The following is a 16,478-nucleotide window of genomic DNA, read 5'->3' on the forward strand; positions in this document are numbered from 1 at the left end:
TCCACCGCTGTCCCGCCACGGTCCTTTGCGCAAGCTCATCCAGGCGGTGAGAGTTAGTGTGCATTCACTGCCATGTTCCACAATTGACCTAGATCAGTTCGGCTGCCTGCGCGTTTTCCCAGGGCCTGCATGCTTTCACTATCTTTAAAGAAGGCCCTGCGGTTCGCACAAAAACACGTGCCCGATGCTTTCTTGAAGCCCTGCCCTTGCCGGCAGACAATGACACGAACTTCGCGCTGTGCTAACACCTCGGGGGCCTGGAGCCGCTATGAGCAAGTCCGACAATGACCTGAGTAAGCGTTTGTTTCCCGTCTTGACATGCCGAAACTGCATCGTCAAGAAACACTGCTTTCCTCACGACCTCAGCCCCGAGGAAACGGCACAGTTCGAGCAGCTGGTCGTCAGACGGCGGCGCGTGCTGCGTGGTGAGTTCGCTTACCGGGCGCATGACGAATGCTCCAAGATCTTCATCGTTCGTCTCGGCAGCTTCAAGACCGTGCGGGTGTCCCGCTATGGAGGAATGGACGTGATTGCCTTCCACCATACCGGGGACCTGCTGGGGATTGAAGGCGCCTCGCATTCTGCCTACGAAGTGGACACCATCGCCCTGGAAGATAGCCAGATATGTGAGTTGTCGTTCGTGGGCCTGGAGGAATTGTCGAGAAAGATACCGAGGCTGCATCAGCAGGTATGGCGGCGACTGAGCAATGAAGTCACGCTGATGCAACAGCAAAGCCTCCTGCTGAAGGCCAGGTCGGAACAGCGATTTGCGTTCTTCTTGCTGGACCTGTCGCGCATCTCATCACGCTGCGGCAATGCCTCGACTGAATTCTCGCTGCGGATGAGTCGGACCGACATCGGCCTGTTTCTGGGCCTGACCAATGAAAGCATGAGTCGCCTCATCAGCAAGTTCAGAAAAGCGGGGCTGATCGACGTGAGCGTGCGCAAGGTGCGCGTGCTATCCCCATCCACGCTGGAGGAATTGGCAAGCGGCGCCACTTCATGGGAACAATTGGAACAGCAGGAGATGAATTTGCCGTGCCAGAGGAACCTGGATTTGGACAAACGAATATTCAACTGCGGCTGAGTCGAATCTGCCTGCTGATCATCTAGATGGCCGCGTCAAACTCTCCCGTGAGCGGGATCATCAATTTCCGTGCGTTGGCGGACATGAGGATCGTGGCGGTCCAGTCGCTACCGGTAGGCTTCAGCATTTCGCCCACCTCGAAGGCAATCGCAATACGACGCAGTATCCAGCTCTCATCCCGAAGGGCAAGGCGCGTGCCGCGCAGGCCCGCGACCACAAGAGGAACGTTGGCCTTTGACGCGGCCATGAAAGCGCCAAAGTGAAAGGCGTTGAGGCCTGCATTTCGTGTGAATGTCCCTTCTGGAAAGACCAGGATATTTTCACCACGCTTGAGGGCTTCCACCATGGAGTCAACCTCCGTCCTGCTCTGTGAGATGTCCGAGCGATCCACAAACAGCACGCCAAGACCGCGCAGAAACCGACGAATGATCCAATGTGCTTCGAGTTCGCGCTTTGCCGCCAGGCAATAGCCCGGAACGGGAGGAAGCGCGGCCAGCAAGATGAGGCTGTCAAGATAGCTACTGTGATTGACCACCAGCACATGCGGTCCGGATGGCAGGTGATCGGTTCCTGCAATACTCACTTGCAGGGCGAGTAAGCGCACCAAGAGTTGAGAACCATGATGAGCAATGCGACGCCCCTGCCTCGGTCTTTGCAAGATGACCACGGCTGGCGCCAGGATGGCTGTCAGCAATCCGAAAGTCACCCAGGCGTAAAGCGCATAAGCTAGCCTGCCGGTCGTCCTCGCCATCGTCGCGATACGTGCGGCGACGGCCCTTGACGCCAGACCTGCAGTAGTCTGCCAAGACATACTGAAGCGATGCGATACCCTGCCCTCTTCATATGCCGCTTTACACGCAAGGCGTCTGATCTTTCCGCTGGAAGTCCTCAATACCCAGTGTGGCGGAACAAAAACGACATCATCAGGCGGCTCTCCGATGACATCAATCGAAGCTTCATGCACAGCGCGCCGCATGGAGGCCTGCAGCTTCGTGTCCTGTATCTCGGTTTCGGCAACAATGACCAGGCGTTCAGCCCCGTTTTCGGGATCGTTGCTGCCAAACACTGCGACACCCCCCCTACGAATACCCCGGACATGGCTAACTGCCTGCTCCAGATCATAGGGATAGAGATTTCTTCCGCCACGCTTGATCAGATCCTTGATGCGGCCCACGATATAGACCTCCCCTTCCGCGAGGTAAGCATAGTCTCCCGAATCAAGCCAGCCGTCGTGAAACAGGTTTGCAGTGGCTTTCGGATTGCGATAGTAGCCATGTGTTGCAGAAGGCCCCCTGAACTCCAGACGCCCGACGCAGCGTGATGGCAATTCAAATCCGGCATCGTCGACCACCCTGATCTGGTGTCCGGGCAGTGCTGGTCCGCATGAAGGGACTTTTATTGTGTCGGCAGCATCAGCACTGTCTGGATGGAGGGCCTTTCCTTCACGCGCCAATAACTGACGCGAGATGCTGTCTATCCGCGGATCTGCGTCCAAGACCGGGAACGACAAGCCGACCGAACATTCGGCAAGGCCATAGACAGGCGTCATGGCGCGATATCGGAGACCACATCCCTCGAAGCGTTTCGCAAAGGAAGCCAGCGTTGTGGCGCTGACGGGTTCCGATCCATTGAGCGCAAGCCGCCAGCAAGACAAGTCCAGCGAGGACAGCAATGCGTCATTGACATGGCGCAGACACAACTCGTAGGCGAAATTGGGTGCAGCGGAAATCGTGCCGCGATGACGAGACAACTGATCCAGCCAGATCGAGGGTTGCGCCAGGAAGGTCATCGGAGACATCAGCACCAATGGAATGCCATGGTACAAAGAGCCGAACCATGCGCCGATAAGTCCCATATCGTGATACAGGGGCAGCCAGGAAACGAAGATGTCGCTTGGACTAACCCTCGATACCTTCCCCAAGGCCCTGACGTTGGAGAGCAAGTTTGCATGCGTGAGCGTGACGCCCTTGGGATCTCCTGTGCTTCCGGAGGTATATTGGATAAACGCGATGTCGTCTCGAGAAGGACGATAGCGTAGAAAGCCAGCTGAGGATTTCAATTCTGCCGGCGTCAGTATGGACATCAGACCCGGCAACTTTGCCTGCAACATCCGCGCAAACGGTTTTGCTTCAGCGAGAGTGACAATGAAGACCGCCTCGGAATTCGACAGTATATGGTGATGACGTCGCAGTTGATCGTCGATGCGACTCAGCCGTGCTGGAGGATATATGGGCACCGGTATGCCACCGGCAAACAATATGCCGAAAAAGCAGGCCAGATAATCCCGGGATGTCGGCAACATCAATGCGACAGTCTGCTTCGGCAGCAGTCCTCCTTGCAGCAAGGCGGTGGCCACCATCTTTGCGTCATCAAGCAGGTCGCAGTAGCGGATTTCCTGTTCGCGATGCTGTTCATCGATCAGCAAGATATGGACCTTGCCGGCCTGATGATCCGCATGCCACTCCAGCATCTCCAGCAACGTCTGGGCATGATCCGGCACGCCGACGGTTGGCGCCTTATCTAGAGCGCTGGATGCACGCGGCTGTCGTGACGCTGTGGTTCCTATGAAGCGCAGAAGATCTTGTGCCGAGTCCACCTCCGAGAGCATGGCTGGCGATGTTTCCACGCCGAAGGCGCGCCCGACACGCAACATCAGTTCCACGCGCGACAGACTGTCCAGTGCCAGATCTTTTTCGAATGAGGTATGTGGTGTGATTACGTAATGGCGGTTTGGAGCAGTCTCGTCCACCATCTGCTGTACAAGCTGCAGGACTCGATCCAGGGCCGAGTCTTCCGGTGATGGCTTAGTCGGATCAGGCACGGTAGTCTCACAATGGAAGAGGATGGTCCAGAGTCGAGGAAGACCCTCAGTAAAGTGACAAAAGCATGGGTTAGGTTGTTTGATTGGATGCTAAGTACGAACGGCGCTTGGATCTTGACTTAGATCACGCAAGAGGAGCTGATTTGAATTAATTTGAATTAATTAATTAATTAATTTTAATTGTGCATTCTTTTGATCGCTTCTCAACTTGCCGCCCCTTCCCTCGTGCCGATACTTAATTCAGATGTTGCGAAGATCTTTGAAGAGATCGCCGATCTGCTGGAGATCAATGATGAAAATCCGTTCAGGATTCGCGCCTATCGCTCTGCAGCGCGCACGATCAGGAATTTCAAATTCCAGTTCCACACCTTGATCGGGCAAGGCCAGTTTCCGAAATTGCCAGGGATAGGCCAGGATCTGGAGGAGAAAGTACGGGAGATCATTGCCACCGGTCGCTGCCTCCTGCTTGAGGCGCTCAGACGGAACTTTCCTCCGCATTTCAACGATCTGCTTGCGATCCCCGGCCTGGGCCCCAAGCGGGTTCAGAGACTGAACCATGCATTGGGTATCTCGTCGATCAAGCAACTCCGCGAGGCCGCCATAGCGGGGAAAGTCAGGGATATCCCAGGCTTCGGCCCAAAAACCGAGCAATCCATTCTCAGCGCGATTGCCGTGCAGGCCGTCCACAGCGGAGGCTTTATCAGACAGACAGTAATGCCTCAGGCCACGGCCCTTGCCTCTTATCTGTCTGAATCAACCCACATTGACCGAATAGCGATCGCGGGCAGCTGCCGCCGTCTCAAGGATGTAGTCGGTGACATCGACCTGCTAGCGACTGGGAGTGACAGCGGCGAGTTGATGGAACGCTTTCTCTCCTACGGCGATGTCAAAGTCGTCCTCATGCGAGGGCCGATACGCGGTAGCGTCATTCTGGGCAGCGGCATTCAAGTCGATCTTCGATTCGTCCCACCGGAAAGTTACGGGGCTGCGCTGCACTACTTCACCGGGTCCAAGCCGCATAACATTGCGCTTCGCCAGATCGCACTCGCGCAGAAGATGAAGCTGAATGAATACGGCCTCTTCAAGGATGGGAAGCGTATCGCTGGCGATACGGAAATCTCCGTCTATCAAGCCCTCGGCCTGCCATTCATCCCTCCCGAACTCAGAGAAGATCGCGGGGAAATTGCCGCTGCCCGCGCAGGAGCCCTGCCCAATCTCATTGCTTACAATGACCTGCGTGGTGACCTGCATGTGCATACCCATTATCCCGATGGCAAGAACACGATCATAGAGATGGCCTCTACGGCAGCTCTGCTGGGACTCGAATACATCGCCATTACCGATCACCCTGAACAGAGGGTCGGCGTGAATGGCTTTCGTCGAAATGATTTGATCAGGCAGTTTTCCGACATTGAAGCCGCCCGCAAACTCCATCCGGAGATCACGATTCTCAAAGGAATAGAGACAAAGATATTGGAAGACGGCTCCCTCGATGTGCCGGACTCCCTCCTGCGGGAGCTCGATATCGTTGTGGCCGCAGTGGATGGGAATTTCGATCTTTCACGTGCATCGCAAACGCAGCGCTTACTGCGTGCACTGTGCAATCCGCATGTCAATATTCTGGCCCACCCCAGCAGTCGGCTTCTCCCGGATCGCCCGCCGTGCGAGGTGGACATGCTGGCGGTGATGCGGTCTGCAAAGGAGCGGGGTATTGCGCTTGAGCTTAATTCCCAACCTGACCGGCTTGATCTCGACGACCTCCATTGCAAAATGGCACACGAGGAAAAGGTTCTTATCGCCATTGATTCCAGCGCCCGCAACAGCGCAGAACTGGGTTATCTGCGACTGGGCATCGACCAGGCGCGTCGTGGCTGGATCGAGTCCTGCGACGTCATCAACACGCAACGTATCGAGAAGATCAGAAGCTGGCTGGCGCAGCCCAAATTGCCGCAGTCTTCGCCAAGTCACCTTGTCGGACACTGCGGTTCTCAGGCCGAAAGGCCGTGAAAGATTTCTTCCTCTTGCGCAAAATGCAGACGCAGAACAGCATGAAGCGCATAGAGCGTGCGCCGCACTTCCAGCATGAAAGCGTCATCCTGCTGCTCATCGTCAGGCGCCTGGGTGGCCAGTCTGTCCACGGTACGACTTAGGCGATAGATTTCGCGGTGCATGCTGCTCATGGCGCCCATCGGGTCCTCCCCGCCTATCAGCTGTGCGAGGCGGGGATACAAGACACCATCGTCCTGGGCCTCATGCTGCAGGAGATTGCCTTGAAGCTGGGCGCTCAGGAGAACCAGTTCTTCCCGCATCGCCGCGCTGGAGAGATCTTCCACCCTGTCCGCCAGCCATACAAGCCGATCAATGATGGGCTGCAGTCGCACGTGTTCCTCGCGCAGCGTCTGGCAATCTTCTGCCGAGAGGCGGTCGCTGAGGTTTCCCCTTTCCACGTAGAGCACGCGCAGGGCGTTCAGGATGACCGCAACGTCGATGAACTCCTGCAGGATCGCCCCGGCGACCGGAGGCAGATAGCCGAAGGCCGCGGCCAGCATCGCGCATCCGGACAACCCCATGCCCGCCACCACGCTTTGCAGCGCGATCTTCCGGGCCTGTTGCGCCATCCGCACGGCAAATGCCAGGCGGTCCAGGCGATCCACCAGCAGCACCACCTGTGCGGATTCGGCCGCTGCAGCCGCGCCTCGGGCGCCCATGGCCACGCCAATATCAGCGGCAGCCAGCGCCGGCGCGTCATTGATGCCGTCACCCACCATCATTGTCACGCCCTCTCGGCTCGCCTGCTTGATGGCCGCCAGTTTCGACGCCGGGCTCTGCTCCGGCATGACGTCATCAAAACCGAGTGAGCTGCCGATCGTCATGGCGACGTCGCGGCGATCCCCGGTCAGCATGACGATACGCTTGGCCCCCAATGCGCGTAACTGGCGCAGGGCGCGCGGCGTGTCGAGGCGGATGTCGTCAGCCAGGTAGAGCACGCCGCAGAGCTGTCCATCCACCGCGACACAGACGCCGGCGCCGCCTTCGTATTTGAGACGGTCCCTGAGTCCACTCGTCCAGGGCGGCGCAGCGCTGGGGCCGATGACATATTGCATGGCGCCAACACGGACCAGCTTGCCATCTACCCGGCCCGATAATCCCGCACCCGGCTGCTCCTGTACTTGATCCGGAATCGACAAGACCAATGCGCGCTCTATCGCCGCACTGACCACTGCCTGGGCAATGACGTGATTGGACATCTGCTCCAGCGAGGCCGCCAGCCTGAGCAGCTCGTCGGCCTGTATCGACGGGGTGGTCACCATGTTCATCAGGCGCGCCTTTCCCGCGGTCAGGGTGCCTGTCTTGTCGAAGAACAGGGTGCGGACCTGCGCCAGCTTTTCCAGCGCTCCGCCGTGCTTGATCAGCACACCGCGTTGGGCGCATCGCGACATGGCGCAGACGATCGCCACAGGCACTGCCAATATGAGCGGGCAAGGCGTGGCGACCACCACCACCGCCAATGCACGGCGGGGATCGCCAGTCAGCAGCCACGACAGCGCGGCCATTGCCAGCACCAGCGGGATGAACAGCAAGGCATAGCGGTCCGCCATCCTTGCCGCCGGCGCCTGGGACGCCTGGGCAGCCTGGACCAGACGCAGTACCTGGGCAAATGTGCTGGACTGGTCGGTGCTGGTGGCTAACAGATCAAAGGCGTTGCCCGCATTGACGCAGCCACTGGCCAGCGTCGCTCCCTGTGGATGGGAGACCGGCAGGGACTCGCCAGTGAGCATGGATTCGTCCACCACGGCGGGGCCAAGCAGGCGGCCATCCACGGGGACGGGCTCGCCGGGGCGGACCAGCAGGCGATCCCCCGGTCGGACCAGGTTCAGACCAATCGTGACGATGCGTTCTCCCTCGTAGCGATTGGCGACATGGGGCGCCTTGCCGAGCAAGGCGGACATTTCCTGCTGCGCGCGCCTCTGCGCAACACTTTCCAACGCGCGGCCGCCCGCAAACATCAACGCGATGACCGCCGCCACCAGGTCTTCGCGCAACAGGACGGCGCCCGCGATCGAGACCAGCGCGATGAGGTCGAGCTTCATGCCTCCGCGCCGCATCGCCATCGCGGTATCGGCCAGCACCGCCATCAGCACGACAAGCGGACCCGCCAGCCAGGCCCATTGCGCCAGCGCTTGCAGGCCCATCCATCGGCCCAGGATGCCCACTGCCAAGGTGACGGCGCAGAAGACGAGGATGGCCTGATAAAGTCGATTGCTGACACTCATAGGCAAGCCTCTCGCGAGGGAAATGGATAGGGGACGCAACGAAGAGCAATATCTTTCCAGATTAGATGTCCTGCGGGCCCTTCCCTCTGATCCAGGTCAAAGGGAATTGGGCGAATCCAGCGAAAAGGCTGCGGCCAAGCGGGCAGATGTTCCAACCAGCAGACCGGTCCTGTCGGGGACGACGTTGCCCTGCTTGCTCAGCCTTGTGCAACACGGATTTCTTGACGTACGTCATTTCTGCATCGCCATGCTGTTCCATCATCTTCAACCAGAGCCTACTTCCAGTCCGTCTGGTCCGCTCGGAGAGATGGGAGAAGATCCACTGGCACGCATGCATCCGACGCACTCCCGAATCTGGAAGTCCACCTTCACAGCAGGGGCGCGCATGCAGCCTGTGGCAGGAGAGATGATGCCGGACAAAGTCGAGTCGTTCGCCACGAGGCCGGACGCTGTCGTCGCCGACAGGCTGGTCAAGTATTTCGGCCAAGGTAACGCACGGGTGCTCGCCATCGACCATGCTTGCCTGTCGGCAGCCTTCGGCGAGATCCTGTTCATCGTCGGCCCTTCGGGCAGTGGCAAGACCACTTTCCTGAGTATCATCTCCGGCATTCTTCGCCCGGACGGCGGCGTTGTCAGGGTCAATGGCGTCGACCTCTGGAATTTGCCAGAGGACCAGCTCGCCGACTTTCGCCTCAACACCATCGGTTTCGTTTTTCAGGACTACCATCTTTTCCCGAGACTGACCAGTGCCGAGAATGTCGCTATTCCTCTGATATTGAAAAACGTCGATTGGAAGTCCGCGCTTGCATCGGCCAACATGTTTCTTGACGTGGTGGGACTGAAAGGCTGCGGCGATGTCTTTCCCCTCAAGCTTTCCGGCGGCGAACAACAACGGGTCGCCATTGCTCGCGCCATTGTCTCCTCGCCTCCCATTCTCATTCTTGACGAACCAACGGCCTCGCTCGATGGAGATACCGGGCGCATGATCATCGCGTTTCTGCGAGAGAAGATCCTCAATCCGCGGCGCTGCATCCTGATCGTGACCCATGATCCGCGAATCAGCGAATTCGCAGACCGCATCGTCCATATGGCCGACGGCAAGGTGACCGGCCTGGACAAGGAACTGCGATGAAAAGCCGGGCCATCTTCGTCCTGGCTGGCGTGGGCCTGGTCATCGGGCTGGTCGTCGCCTGGCTGTTCAGCCAGGAGCGAAAGCCGCAACCCCCTGCCTTCGCTCCCATCGCCAACCCGTATGGGAATGCCATCCATGCCAACGGCATCATCGAAAGCGAACAAGGCGGCGGAGTCAATATCCCGGTCTATCCCGAATTGCCCGGCCGCGTGATCCGCGTCTTGGTCCATGAGGGGCAGCACGTCAGCTCAGGCGCTGTCCTGATCATGCTTGATGATACCGTGCAGCGTGCAAGCACCGAGCAGGCCCGTCTGCAGGCTGAAGCGGCGCAGGCGCAACTGGCTCAGCTCAAGGCCCAGCCACGTCCCGAAGCGCTGGCAGTGGCCCGCGCCCAGGTAGTGGCGGCGGACGCCAACCGCAAGACTGCTCAGGATCAGTTCGAAAAGCGCCGGGCCATGGCAGAGCTGGACGCCCGCACGATCAGCAAGGACGCGCTCGATACGGCCGAGAATGCATGGCGCCAGGCACAGGCCAGCCTGGAGGTGGCGCAACGACAATATGAGCTGATCAGGGCCGGTAGCTGGAGCTACGATCTTCTTTCTCAGCAGCGGCAGGTGGAGGCGTTGACGCAAAGCTACGATGCTGCCACGGCCCTGCTGCAGAAATACACGATACGGGCAAGCGGGGACGGGATCGTACTGGCCCTCAATGTCGCGCCAGGCTCCTACGTCTCTGCGCAGGGCGTCTACGATGGATATACCCAAGCCATGGCTCCGCCTGTACTCATGGGGTCGGTTCAGGAGTATCTCGCGGTGCGCTGCTACGTCGATGAGATGCTGGTCTCGCGCCTGCCCCCGGTCGAGCGCATCGATGCCAGGATGGCGCTGCGCGGCAGCGACATCATGATGCCGCTCCAGTTCGTCCGCATTCAGCCTTACGTCTCGCCAAAGATCGCTCTATCGAACCAGCGCCAGGAGCGCGTGGACCTGCGAGTGCTGCCTATTCTCTTTCGCTTCCGCGCCGATGGTCGGATCAAAGTCTATCCCGGCCAATTGGTTGATGTGTTCATTGGGCAGAAAAAATGATGAATCTACCGGTTTCGCTCATGCGCAAATGGCTGGCATGGATGCTGCTGGCCACCCAGGCAGGCTGCTTGGTGGGCCCGGATTTTGTCGCGCCGACGCCACCCAGGGTCAGCCAATATACACGTGATCCGGTGCTTCTCGACAGGATGTCGGAGCCTGACATGTCGCAGCAACTGCTGATGGGAGAGAACCCGCCCGCACGCTGGTGGCAGCTGTTTGGCTCGCCCGAACTGGATGCCGCCGTCACTCAGGCGCTGACCAGGAATCCGACCCTGCAGGCCGCCGTCTCCAACCTCCTGCTTGCCGAGGACAATTTGCGCGCCGGAGGGGCCGTCTTCTATCCGCGACTCGACGCCAACATGATGGCCGAGCGTACCCGCAGCGCCTCCCTGGTGCAAGGCTCAAGTGCACCGGACAAAGTCTTCAGTGTCGCCACACTCAGTGGCGCGGTCAGTTATGCAATCGATCTCTTCGGGGAAAAGCGGCGCACGCTGGAACAGCTCGAGGCGATGGTGGACGTGCAGCAGCAGCTTCATCATGCAGCCTACCTGACCCTGACAGCCAACGTCGTCAATGCCTACATAGCGCGAGCCGGCTATCTCAGCCAGATCAGCCTGGTCCGGCAGATCATCGCCCTGGAGGAGCTGCAGTTGGAGGCGATCCAGGCCAGGGTCGACACGGGCGTCGCCCCGCTGGCAGACCTGCTCAGTCAAGCCAGTCTGCTCGCAGGAAACCAGGCCCTGCTCGCGCAACTGACCCAGCGCCTCTATCAAATCGAACATCTGCTGGCGCAATTGCAGGGGGAATTCCCTGCGCAGGCCAGTCTGCCAGAGCTCGTCCTCGCTGATCTGCATCTGCCCTCTGACATTCCGGTCAGCCTGCCCTCCGCATTGGTGCGCCGGCGTCCTGACATCCTTGCCGCAGAGGCGCGGATGCACGCCGCCAGCGCCGCCATCGGGATGTCCAGCGCTGCGCAGTATCCCAGCCTGGAACTGACGGCCACCTACGGCGTGGCCGCGCGCAATCTGTCGCAGCTGACCGGGCCGGCTACATCGTTATGGAGCTTCGGGCCATCGCTGAGCACGCCATTGTTCAACGGCGGAAGATTGCGGGCCCAGCGTGACGCCGCAGTCAATGCATTTGAAGCTAGCCAGTCGGAATACCAGCAGACTGTCCTGACAGCCTTCGAGCAGGTTGCCGACGCGCTGCGGGCATTGCAGGCCGACGGACATATCGTCAGTGCGCAATCCGCCGCAGCGCGCTATGCCTATGACACCCTTCTGCTGCAACGGGCCAGTTATAGCGCTGGACTCTCATCCTATGCCGACATGCTGCTCTATGAGGTGCAATACCGCAGCGCAGCCATCGCCAGCTTGCAGGCGACGGTCCAGCGCTACCAGGATACCGTCGCCCTGCTGGTGGCCTCGGGCGGCGGATGGCTCGATACGGCTGCGCAGCGGCGCTGAATGAGCATGAGAAAAAACATGAAGAAGAGCGGCATCCTGAGGATAGGTCTCAAACTGCTGATCAGCGACAAGACCAAGTTCAGCGCACTGCTGATCGGGATCTCCTTTGCGGTCTTCCTGATGACGCAGATGACCGCAATGTTCGCCGGCATTCTCAACCGGGCGCATTCCACGGTCACCAACATCGGCGCAGCAATGTGGATCATTGATCCGGCGGTCAATACCCCCACCAGTTCGGTACCGCTGCCGGACTATCTGCTGGACATCATGCGCAGCATGGAGGGCGTCGAGTATGCCTTGCCCTTGTTCATCGGAGGTGCGCAACTCAGGCTCGCTAGCGGCACCTATCAGGGCGTCACGGTCGTCGGCCTGGATGACGCCAGCCTGTTCGGACGCCCTGAGCTTGAGCAAGGTCAGCTGCAGGACATCTATGCCGACGATTCATTCTTTGTGGTCAACGACGCCGAATACGGCAAGCTGGAAAATCCCGCCTTGGGCAGCACCTTCGAGCTGAACGATCATCGCGGAGTGATTGCCGGCATCGCCAAGGTGGCCTCCAACGGTCTGAACGGCGTCCCAACGCTCTACACCACCTATAGCCGGGCTATCGAATACATTCCGTCCACCCGCTTTACGCTCTCCTACATCCTGGTGAAACCCAGCAATGCCGAGGCGATCGCCAATATCAAGCGCAACGTGAGCCAGCTCGGCTACCTTGCGCTTACCCGCGAAGAATTCAGCAAGCGCATCACCGATTTCTATACCTACAAGACGGGCATCGGCACCAACATCTTGCTCATGACAGTCATCAGCTTTTTGGTCGGTCTGTCCATTTCCGGGCAGACTTTCTATAGCTTCATCACGGAGAACGTGGAGAAGTTCGGTGCGCTCAAGGCCATCGGCGCCAAGGGGTCGGATTTGATCGTGATGATCCTGGGCATGGCCTTATTGACCTCGATGACAGGATTCGGACTGGGGATCGGGCTGGTCACCATCACGGTGACCCTGGTGCGCACGGTCCTGCCCAATTACGCCGCCATGATTACCTTCCTGAACCTGGCGCTGGCCCTGTGCATGGTGATCATTATTGCCGCAGTGTCGAGCTGGTTTGCTATCCGTCGTGTACTGAAGATCGAACCCTTCGACATCTTCCGTAGCTGACTCGGGAAGATGTCTGATGGGCCGGCGCTCAACTGGACTCGAGCGCATTGTTCTGAAGACGTTCAAGCTTGCCCCGATAGCTGCCGCGCCGGATCTCCGCGTCGGTGATGGCCACGCGCGCCATTGGGGTCTTGCCACACAGGTCGGCCATCTCGGCGAGGGTATGCTCCCCACCTCTGCCGCCCATCGTGCAGAACAGTGCCACTCGATGAAACCGCAGGCGGTGGCGCGCCAGATAGCTGCGCATCGGCGCGGCCATGTTGCCCGCCCAGACCGGTGTTCCCAGCACCACCAGCGCATACTCGCCCGGATCCTTGCCCGAGGTGCTGATTCTGGGCTCCTTGTGAAACAGGCTCTCGTAGAGGGAGCGCAGGTAGCCCAGCGGGCCGGAGCGGCTGTCGAGATCGTCGATGGCTTCGAAATCGGCGCCGCACAGGTCGGCGAATTCCCGGCCGACCTTGGCCGTGTGACCAGAGCGCGAGTAACAGACGACAAGGCAATTGTGCATCATGCACCTCCTCCAGGATTCATCACGAACCGCGATTGACGACGAAGGAAATCTTGGCGTTGATCCGGTACTTCACGATCTTGTCGCCATCCACACAGGCTGACATCTCGTTGACGTAGATCGACTTGATATGCGTGACCGATTTGGCCACCTTCCTGACTGCATTCTGTGCGGCATCCTCCCAGCTGCTGTCCGATTCCGCCAGCACTTCAATGACCTTCAAGATATCCATGGCTACACTCCCTTGCACTGATGATGTTGAGACCTGCTTGGCGATACGGCTGCCCCGTTCTGGACAGGGCGCCGTCCCTGGCGACAATGCGCCCTATTTCCGTGTAGACGCGCCCGGATCATCCGGCGATGCTGGCTCACGCGAACCTTGCGCAGCCGCCTGATCTCCTGTTTTCGGCACCATAGAGTCAATACGATCGCATCCAGAAAACAGAAAGAAACCGGTTATCACGACCACCCATTTGACGAACTGCATGTCATGCTCCTGACGAGGTTCTGATTCATCGCACCGCAGACGGCAGGCGATGCGGCTTGCTACTGGACGTTGATCTGACGGGATTGCTTGCCGTTCTTCTTGGGCAAGACCAGGGTCAGCACACCATCCTCGTACCTGGCGACCGATTTTTCGCCATCGACTTCGTGGGCCAGGGAAAATACCCGGTGCAGCCGTTCCGACGAGCGCTCGCAACGGATCCAGGTGTCGCCGTTCTTTTCCTCCTGGTTCTCGCTGGCTTCGGCAGCGATGGACACCTTGTTGCCATCGACGTCGACCTTGATGTTCTCCTTCTTCATCCCTGGCAATTCAGCCTTGACGGTATAGCTGGATTCGTTTTCCGAGACGTCCATCTTCATCGTCTGCCGTGCTTCCATCCATCTGCCCAGGGGCGCCTGGCGGATTTCTCTCAACAAGTCCTCGAAGCTGCCGATGGGGTCGAAGCGGGCCACGTCGCTCAGCGGGGCGAGGCTGGGAAGATCGCGATTCATGATTACTCCTTCTGGATTTCGATAGTTCAACAAGATTCGTGGAAGAGGATGCTGATCAGCAGTGCGATCAGCATCCGCTTTCTCTGCGCCGGACATGCGCCGGATATGCGCTAGATGTTGGCCAGATGTCAGCTAGACCGAAATGTTGTTCTTCACGACAGTCACGCCAGGGTCGGACCATGCGGCAAAACCGGCCGGCTCCTTTTCCGCCCAGGATTTCACCTTTCCGCTGAGCGTCGCCACGCCATGATCGATGGCCACATCGATCTTGCTGGCGTCAATCTGCGCATTGCGCACCAGGGCGTCGTGGATCTTGGACTTCACGTCGGTCACGCGCACATTCGATTTGACCTGGATCTTGTTGAGCACACCCTTGACGCCCAGCAGATGCCGCACCGAGTTCTCGGCCGAGTCATGCTGGTAGTGCCATTCCACTTCGCCATCGAGGGTGACCCATCCATCTGCCACGGTGACGGTGACCTTGTCACGCGGCAGATTGGCGTTGGCCCGCAAGGCGGTGAGGGCGACCTCGGCGATCTCGAGATCGCTTCGCTTGCTGGCGCCGTCCAGGTTGACCAGCAGTTCATCGACCACGGCCTTGACATTGGCCACCCGCTTGGCGGCCTGCTCGGCGTTCTTCTTGTCTGCGAAGCGAGGCACATAGCCCGAGAGGGTCACGATGCCATCCTTGACGGCCACGTTGATGTGGCGCGCGTCCACCGAGGGCTCCCATTCCAGTTCATCAATAATCTTCTGCTGCAGTTCACTAGCGATGGACATTTCTTTCTCCATGAATGAAAGACGAAAATGGTTACGACATCTTCAGGCGGCTCAGTTACTCAGTTATCTACCAGGAAGCTGATCTTGGCGTTGATGCGATAGCGCGTTATCTTGTTGTCCGCCACCACGGCCTCCATGTCGCTGACGTACAGCGACCGGAGATTGTGGATCTTCACCGCAGCGCCGTGCACGGCATTCTGTGCCGCCTGGCGCCAGCTGCTGTCCGATTCGGCCAATACTTCGATCACCTCGATTGTGTTCATAGGGCTCTCCTGAAAACGTCATGGAGACCTTACGCCGGGGCGCTCTTCTCTCGCTGATGTAAGTCAAGAATTTGGTCCCGTCTGCGGATCGCATTCGGCCGAGCCAGGCAACACATCCGTGCCGCATCGTTGCCGACGGACGCAGAACATGCCGGCTTTTTTTGATCTGGAGCAGGATCGCCGCGTCGTCACCGGGCACAGTGAGCGCTGAGAGATCGGCAACTCCGCTAGCGCTCGAGACAGCTTCAGTCAAGCGGCCAATAGACCTGACAGCCAAGGATGGGAGATGAAGGCTCCACGACAGTTATTACCCCGTAGCGCGACGCCCGCGCCTGCCATCATTGTTCATGAAGCCAGAGCGGTTCCTTTACTGTGTCAGGGCGCAGTGATGGATGGTTGGCGCGATCAACATACCGTCTGCCCGACATGCGGCGCGTTCTTTGACGGGCTTGCATGGACATGGTCCCTGCCCACTTCTTATGCGCTTCAGCGCACTTGCCCGGCGTGCCGCCGCTTGAGCGAAAAGCGGCCTGCCGGTCGTCTGATCCTGGAAGGACCGATGACATCCGAGCAGCAGCACACCATCGATGCACTGTTGCAGCGCCGGGCCGACCGCGAACTACAGATTCACCCCATGGAACGGATCATGGAAGTCCGGGATCAACCGGGCAGGATCATCGTCACGACCACCAGCGCCATGCTGGCGCGGGGGCTCTACGTGGCCGTAGCGACCACCTATAAGGGGACCCTGCAGATCTACTACGATGCACAGGCGGACTGCCTGAACATGCATTGGACGAAATGGCGTGACTGCTGCGGACTGTTGCGGCGGCGTGCAAGCCTAAGCAATAGCCATATCGGTTGAACGATTGACCGATTGACCGACGCCTACCCGCAAATCGATT

At 59.1% G+C, this 16,478-nt stretch carries 15 protein-coding genes; 7 read left to right on the plus strand and 8 right to left on the minus strand.

Features of this window, described 5'->3' with window-relative positions:
* The first annotated feature begins 268 nt into the window (after positions 1–268).
* Positions 269–1,087 (plus strand): helix-turn-helix domain-containing protein, encoded by an 819-nt coding sequence (locus ACP92_RS11870; RefSeq protein WP_013234359.1) that lies wholly within the window; start codon positions 269–271, stop codon positions 1,085–1,087.
* A 22-nt stretch (positions 1,088–1,109) separates the two neighbouring features.
* On the opposite strand, the gene ACP92_RS11875 is transcribed toward ACP92_RS11870, so the two are convergent.
* Entirely contained in the window at positions 1,110–3,908 is a 2,799-nt protein-coding gene (locus ACP92_RS11875) for an AMP-binding protein (RefSeq protein WP_013234360.1), read from the minus strand.
* A gap of 192 nt (positions 3,909–4,100) precedes the next feature.
* On the opposite strand from ACP92_RS11875, the gene polX reads away from it, so the two are divergent.
* The gene (polX, locus tag ACP92_RS11880) at positions 4,101–5,915 is read left to right on the plus strand and encodes a DNA polymerase/3'-5' exonuclease PolX (RefSeq protein WP_216665952.1); all 1,815 of its coding nucleotides are present in this window, start codon (positions 4,101–4,103) and stop codon (positions 5,913–5,915) included.
* Here polX and ACP92_RS11885 read toward each other — a convergent pair.
* Complete coding sequence (locus ACP92_RS11885) at positions 5,897–8,182, minus strand: heavy metal translocating P-type ATPase (protein WP_171941738.1); 2,286 nt, start codon at positions 8,180–8,182, stop codon at positions 5,897–5,899. The two genes, polX and ACP92_RS11885, sit on opposite strands and share 19 nt — an antisense overlap.
* 409 nt (positions 8,183–8,591) lie before the next feature.
* Here ACP92_RS11885 and ACP92_RS11895 point away from each other — a divergent pair, with 409 nt between their 5' ends.
* Genes ACP92_RS11895 through ACP92_RS11910 form a run of 4 tightly spaced genes read left to right on the plus strand, consistent with a single transcriptional unit; the run spans position 8,592 to position 13,026 of the window.
* Positions 8,592–9,314 (plus strand): ABC transporter ATP-binding protein, encoded by a 723-nt coding sequence (locus ACP92_RS11895; protein ID WP_013234364.1) that lies wholly within the window; start codon positions 8,592–8,594, stop codon positions 9,312–9,314.
* On the plus strand, positions 9,311–10,399 hold the full coding sequence (locus tag ACP92_RS11900; RefSeq protein ID WP_013234365.1) for an HlyD family secretion protein: 1,089 nt from the start codon (positions 9,311–9,313) through the stop codon (positions 10,397–10,399). The genes ACP92_RS11895 and ACP92_RS11900 overlap by 4 nt, the downstream gene beginning before the upstream one ends.
* A 20-nt stretch (positions 10,400–10,419) precedes the next feature.
* The gene (locus ACP92_RS11905) at positions 10,420–11,865 is read left to right on the plus strand and encodes an efflux transporter outer membrane subunit (protein WP_048348558.1); all 1,446 of its coding nucleotides are present in this window, start codon (positions 10,420–10,422) and stop codon (positions 11,863–11,865) included.
* Between the two features lie 18 nt (positions 11,866–11,883).
* Entirely contained in the window at positions 11,884–13,026 is a 1,143-nt protein-coding gene (locus ACP92_RS11910) for an ABC transporter permease (protein WP_041310737.1), read from the plus strand.
* Positions 13,027–13,054: 28 nt separating this feature from the next.
* On the opposite strand, the gene ACP92_RS11915 is transcribed toward ACP92_RS11910, so the two are convergent.
* The 6 genes from ACP92_RS11915 to ACP92_RS11935 form a co-directional block, all read right to left on the minus strand.
* Positions 13,055–13,537: a flavodoxin family protein gene (locus ACP92_RS11915; protein ID WP_013234368.1), complete on the minus strand. Its 483-nt coding sequence runs from the start codon at positions 13,535–13,537 to the stop codon at positions 13,055–13,057.
* A gap of 19 nt (positions 13,538–13,556) precedes the next feature.
* The gene (locus ACP92_RS11920; protein ID WP_013234369.1) at positions 13,557–13,766 is read right to left on the minus strand and encodes a dodecin family protein; all 210 of its coding nucleotides are present in this window, start codon (positions 13,764–13,766) and stop codon (positions 13,557–13,559) included.
* 93 nt (positions 13,767–13,859) lie between these two features.
* Positions 13,860–14,021 (minus strand): hypothetical protein, encoded by a 162-nt coding sequence (locus ACP92_RS24600; RefSeq protein ID WP_156181784.1) that lies wholly within the window; start codon positions 14,019–14,021, stop codon positions 13,860–13,862.
* Between the two features lie 59 nt (positions 14,022–14,080).
* On the minus strand, positions 14,081–14,530 hold the full coding sequence (locus ACP92_RS11925; RefSeq protein WP_013234370.1) for an Hsp20/alpha crystallin family protein: 450 nt from the start codon (positions 14,528–14,530) through the stop codon (positions 14,081–14,083).
* Positions 14,531–14,662: 132 nt separating this feature from the next.
* Positions 14,663–15,310 (minus strand): BON domain-containing protein, encoded by a 648-nt coding sequence (locus ACP92_RS11930; RefSeq protein ID WP_013234371.1) that lies wholly within the window; start codon positions 15,308–15,310, stop codon positions 14,663–14,665.
* Positions 15,311–15,369: 59 nt separating this feature from the next.
* Positions 15,370–15,573: a dodecin family protein gene (locus ACP92_RS11935; protein ID WP_013234372.1), complete on the minus strand. Its 204-nt coding sequence runs from the start codon at positions 15,571–15,573 to the stop codon at positions 15,370–15,372.
* 286 nt (positions 15,574–15,859) lie between these two features.
* Between ACP92_RS11935 and ACP92_RS24605 the strand changes: the two genes are divergently transcribed.
* Positions 15,860–16,438 carry a BCAM0308 family protein gene (locus ACP92_RS24605; protein ID WP_013234373.1) on the plus strand — a complete coding sequence of 193 codons (579 nt, stop codon included), beginning with the start codon at positions 15,860–15,862 and terminating at the stop codon, positions 16,436–16,438.
* Positions 16,439–16,478: the final 40 nt, after the last annotated feature.

This window comes from Herbaspirillum seropedicae (assembly GCF_001040945.1).
In the GTDB taxonomy this organism is placed as follows: Bacteria; Pseudomonadota; Gammaproteobacteria; order Burkholderiales; family Burkholderiaceae_D; genus Herbaspirillum; species Herbaspirillum seropedicae.

What these genes read in the sequence shown, in the direction of transcription:
- ACP92_RS11925 (WP_013234370.1), bottom strand. Translation starts at nt 14,530, where the DNA reads ATGAATCGCGATCTTCCCAGCCTCGCCCCGCTGAGCGACGTGGCCCGC.
- ACP92_RS11935 (WP_013234372.1), bottom strand. Translation starts at nt 15,573, where the DNA reads ATGAACACAATCGAGGTGATCGAAGTATTGGCCGAATCGGACAGCAGC.
- ACP92_RS24605 (WP_013234373.1), top strand. Translation starts at nt 15,860, where the DNA reads ATGAAGGCTCCACGACAGTTATTACCCCGTAGCGCGACGCCCGCGCCT.
- ACP92_RS11910 (WP_041310737.1), top strand. Translation starts at nt 11,884, where the DNA reads ATGAAGAAGAGCGGCATCCTGAGGATAGGTCTCAAACTGCTGATCAGC.
- ACP92_RS11895 (WP_013234364.1), top strand. Translation starts at nt 8,592, where the DNA reads ATGCCGGACAAAGTCGAGTCGTTCGCCACGAGGCCGGACGCTGTCGTC.
- ACP92_RS11930 (WP_013234371.1), bottom strand. Translation starts at nt 15,310, where the DNA reads ATGTCCATCGCTAGTGAACTGCAGCAGAAGATTATTGATGAACTGGAA.
- ACP92_RS11905 (WP_048348558.1), top strand. Translation starts at nt 10,420, where the DNA reads ATGCGCAAATGGCTGGCATGGATGCTGCTGGCCACCCAGGCAGGCTGC.
- ACP92_RS11885 (WP_171941738.1), bottom strand. Translation starts at nt 8,182, where the DNA reads ATGAGTGTCAGCAATCGACTTTATCAGGCCATCCTCGTCTTCTGCGCC.
- ACP92_RS11900 (WP_013234365.1), top strand. Translation starts at nt 9,311, where the DNA reads ATGAAAAGCCGGGCCATCTTCGTCCTGGCTGGCGTGGGCCTGGTCATC.
- ACP92_RS11870 (WP_013234359.1), top strand. Translation starts at nt 269, where the DNA reads ATGAGCAAGTCCGACAATGACCTGAGTAAGCGTTTGTTTCCCGTCTTG.
- ACP92_RS11915 (WP_013234368.1), bottom strand. Translation starts at nt 13,537, where the DNA reads ATGATGCACAATTGCCTTGTCGTCTGTTACTCGCGCTCTGGTCACACG.
- ACP92_RS11920 (WP_013234369.1), bottom strand. Translation starts at nt 13,766, where the DNA reads ATGGATATCTTGAAGGTCATTGAAGTGCTGGCGGAATCGGACAGCAGC.
- ACP92_RS24600 (WP_156181784.1), bottom strand. Translation starts at nt 14,021, where the DNA reads ATGCAGTTCGTCAAATGGGTGGTCGTGATAACCGGTTTCTTTCTGTTT.